This window comes from Alteromonas sp. MmMcT2-5, from assembly GCF_022348315.1.
GTDB lineage: Bacteria > Pseudomonadota > Gammaproteobacteria > Enterobacterales > Alteromonadaceae > Alteromonas > Alteromonas macleodii.
In genome coordinates this window covers 1-3,719 of record NZ_JAKRFB010000107.1, presented here as the reverse complement: position 1 = coordinate 3,719, position 3,719 = coordinate 1, and the positions used below count along the sequence as shown (strand labels likewise).

General features: G+C 40.5%; 4 protein-coding genes. 2 read left to right on the top strand and 2 right to left on the bottom strand.

From position 1 onward, the window contains the following. Positions 1–86: 86 nt before the first annotated feature. Both MHN09_RS20925 and MHN09_RS20920 read right to left on the bottom strand, forming a co-directional pair. Positions 87–689, bottom strand: a complete 603-nt coding sequence (locus MHN09_RS20925) for a hypothetical protein (protein ID WP_239241812.1) — start codon at positions 687–689, stop codon at positions 87–89. Between the two features lie 276 nt (positions 690–965). After that, the gene (locus tag MHN09_RS20920) at positions 966–1,985 is read right to left on the bottom strand and encodes a hypothetical protein (protein ID WP_239241811.1); all 1,020 of its coding nucleotides are present in this window, start codon (positions 1,983–1,985) and stop codon (positions 966–968) included. Positions 1,986–2,072: 87 nt separating this feature from the next. Here MHN09_RS20920 and MHN09_RS20915 point away from each other — a divergent pair, with 87 nt between their 5' ends. Then, on the top strand, positions 2,073–3,092 hold the full coding sequence (locus MHN09_RS20915; protein ID WP_239241810.1) for a WYL domain-containing protein: 1,020 nt from the start codon (positions 2,073–2,075) through the stop codon (positions 3,090–3,092). Between the two features lie 65 nt (positions 3,093–3,157). Then, the gene (locus tag MHN09_RS20910; protein ID WP_239241809.1) at positions 3,158–3,631 is read left to right on the top strand and encodes a hypothetical protein; all 474 of its coding nucleotides are present in this window, start codon (positions 3,158–3,160) and stop codon (positions 3,629–3,631) included. Positions 3,632–3,719: the final 88 nt, after the last annotated feature.

Genomic DNA, 3,719 nt, shown 5'->3' with positions numbered 1-3,719 from the left:
AGGCTCCAAGCTGAAAGTAAACCACCTCCGCAGCCATTTATTGGTGTGGTCTACAGAGGATTATGTCTTTTTAGAGGGGAAAATCCCTAGAACCCCAAGTAGCTTTGGTCATATCTAATATTTTTAAGTCCTAGTATGCTTTTTACATAAAGACTCAAATTCACTTCATCTATTCTGTTGTTTAAACTCATCAGATTCCAAGATGCTAAGTAAGCTTGACGCGGTTCTGAATCAACTATTTTTAGCCATATCGAGTCAGGTATTTTCTTATCAGCAAAAGAATCGGCATTGAGAATATCAGCTCTTTTATCGACAACGTGACACTTACCGTATTTTGCTTCTAGTCTCTCAGTAAAACGAAAAAATTCGAGAACGCAGTTTGTTTCTCGTTCGTCAAACTCCACTGAACATGCAATGACGCGGGACAGACCAGTACTTCTACCGTTCCCGAATGGGTTAACATAGCGACCATAAAAAGAATGAAATAACTGGTGAAATTCGGGGGGGTTAATTCTGTGAAAACTGTGCCTATACTTTTCATCAAACAACTCCCCATGTGGACCGTAAGGGTAAGGGAACGATGCGGGAGCACCTATGATTTTAGAACCCACTGCCTGCTCACCAATAGTTACACCAAAGGGGCCGCTTGATAGCTGCTCCTTTTTGGTATTACGAAAGAGTCCAAACATTCCTGCCTCCAGCTTTGTAAGCTTTCATTTAATTGAGTGCCCCCTACAAAATAGTCCTACCTTCTGAGCCGCATGTTCAATACTATCGTAAACATAACGAAATAGTTTCTTTTTAAATAGCAGGGGGACCGTTACACGTACTTTGCCGACCTTTGGGCCTCGAATTACCAACTTCCGTTTCACGTACGATTAGGTCCCATAGAGTCACTGGCTCAAGAAGGCAAACATCTGGCACTCAAAGGCGCGGCTACGAAGTATTCCGGCAATCGCGACTTTCTATGTTTGATACAAATAATTATTAAGAACTTCAACTAACTCAAGTGCTTCACTTTTTGACAGATAAGGTATCTTTATAGTTCTAGCCCAAAAGAAAGTTTTACCCGTTTTTAGTTTCACTTGTGAAAAAGGCATAGCCAACATTCTGTTATCCTTCCGGTTCGGGGTAGGAGTCAAAAATTCTACATCTCGATACAGAGTTTCACTGTCTAGAACTTTAATCTCACCTTTTACTTTTGCGGCAGCAATTAAGCCGCACCATTCGTGCGAAAAGAAAACAATGTCGTCTACATGAATATCGTGAACAAAATTCTTTGCGTCACCATATGCTTCAAGACGACTATTATCTATCATCGACCAAATAGAGTTCTCGTCCCAACGGCGATTTGTGTCGAATATTACGCCTTTCACATCTCTTGGGTTTTTGTGTTGATCATGTGGAAGTGCAAAGAATTCAAGGTAATTTTCTCCAGCGAGTTCATAAAACCTATATGGTAGGAAATAAATAGAAATACCGTTTTTCTTCCAGTAATTAACGTGAGAAATTAGTGATTGATCGGCTGCACTGCCGATAACAAATAGATGTTGTTTATTGTTCATTTTTTCAGGCTCTAGTTCGTGCTCAAGGCCGAAAGCTTCTTTGTGAGCTTGAACTAGAGACGTTTCGTTTTGACTATGCCGTATGAATTTTTCTTCTAATTTTTGGTTGCTCCATTGACCAGCATTTTGCATGTATCTTAGAGCTTGATTGACGGCGTCTTCCCCATCAGTTGAACGCTTTAAGATAAACAATAATAATTCACCTATTTCATTGAGAGCATATATATCCGCTCCTACTGGCCGCTGCTTTCGCTGAAACGCAGGCATTAATCTAGCTTCTTCAAACAATACATCTAAAATACTACTTGCAATTAAGTTCTCTAGATTATCCGCAAGCTTTCCAAAACTCGAAAAGTCTTTAAACTCCAAAGGCTCTAATTTCTTAAAAACGTTGGTTTGTTCTTCTATTTTGTAGAGCATTTTTGCACTCCTTCGAATGATCATTCAGTAAGGTATAGTGATTAAAAGGCGCGACAATATGTGTCGCACGTGTAAGGACGAATTGAGATGAGTCAGATAACAGAACGGAATACGCTAAGTCGCCAGTGGGAAATCTTGAGACTCTTACCTTCAGTTGGCGTAGGTATATCGGCCAGAGAACTAGTAGAAAGGCTTACAAGCTTAGGTTTTAATGTTTCAAAGCGTACTGTAGAGCGAGATTTAAATGAGCTGTCTCGACAATTTCCGTTGCTCTGTAATGACAAAAGTAGACCTTATGGCTGGCGCTGGATGGATAATGCTTCGTTTGATATACCTAATCTCAGCATCAGTGATTGTGTTTCCCTGGCAATAACCGAAGAAGTTATCGCTCCACTACTGCCACCCTCGGTTTTAAGACCATTAAAGCCACGCTTCGAATATGCTAAAAAACATTTGCAAGAAGCTAATCGAGATCATGCTCTTGCTCAATGGACGGATAAAGTCGCCATTCGAACACCATCAATGCCGTTACTCCCTCCAGCTATTGACGGACAAATCCTTAACATTATCCAGAGTGCTCTGCTAGATGATAAGCAAGTGAAAGTTGTTTATTCGGGTGTTTGGGCGGAAGAGGCTAAAACACTCGTGTTACACCCCCTCGGGTTGATTCAGCGAGGTAAGATACTTTATTTAGCTGCCACAGCATTTAGTTACAAAGATGTCCGTTTATATGCGTTACAGAGAATAAATGTCGCTGAACAACTAAAAGAGAATATTGATAAGCCAGTAAATTTTTCGTTGCAACATTATATCGATTCTGGTGCTGCTGAATTTAGGTTGAGTGGTGACATTGCTTTTGAAGCTCGAATTCATCGTTCGGTCATCAACTATCTTTTTGAGACTCCGCTATCGCATGATATGCAGGTTAAAGAAACTAATACTGACTGGCTTGACCTAACTGCCACCGTCAAGGATTCTTGGCAGTTCAGATGGTGGCTACGTTCACAAGGGAGCAGTATTGAAGTGCTCGCGCCTACGAATTTGCGACAAACAATTAAAAATGAAGTCACCGCATTATCCAATTTGTATAAATTAGATAATTTTTGAACTCTGCGACAAGTTATGACGCAGGTTAGATGTAAGTTTTGTGTATAAGTTGAAAGGATAAAGTAATGACGAAGCGCCAGTTAAATGAAAAATTCAAACAATTTGCATGTTCCCACTACGGCTGTGATGGCGGAAATTTAGATTCAAGTGTTTGGGTATGTGGCTTGGAATGGGGAACGGAGTTTAAAAACTTGGCTGATCTAGAAAAGGCAATGGAGGGACCTTTCGATGTGGGCAACTGGGATGGGCAGGTACAAGAGCGTCTTAAATATCAATACAATAATAAGATTGCCTGGCTATACAGTTATCTCTATGACTGGGAACATGGGCATAAAGAACAAGCTGTTAAACACAAGCTTATGTGCTCGGATCGCATTGGATTTAAGATGAACGCTTTTCCTATTTCTTTCAAAAATCGCTCCAGTGTATCTTGGAATAGCGATATGGCTAAGCTCATAGGACTGCATTCTTTCGACGTTTATCTTGAGTGGTGTATTTCAAACCGAGGGCGTTTTTTTCAAAGCTTAGTGGGGTTCTAGGGATTTTCCCCTCTAAAGTAACATAGAACGCTACAGGTATTATATTATATGGTCTGTGGCGGTGGGTTACCTTCCAATATTCTGCCAT

Excerpts from the sequence above, each read along its gene's own strand:
- MHN09_RS20925 (WP_239241812.1), bottom strand. The coding sequence starts at position 689 with ATGTTTGGACTCTTTCGTAATACCAAAAAGGAGCAGCTATCAAGCGGC.
- MHN09_RS20920 (WP_239241811.1), bottom strand. The coding sequence starts at position 1,985 with ATGCTCTACAAAATAGAAGAACAAACCAACGTTTTTAAGAAATTAGAG.
- MHN09_RS20915 (WP_239241810.1), top strand. The coding sequence starts at position 2,073 with ATGAGTCAGATAACAGAACGGAATACGCTAAGTCGCCAGTGGGAAATC.
- MHN09_RS20910 (WP_239241809.1), top strand. The coding sequence starts at position 3,158 with ATGACGAAGCGCCAGTTAAATGAAAAATTCAAACAATTTGCATGTTCC.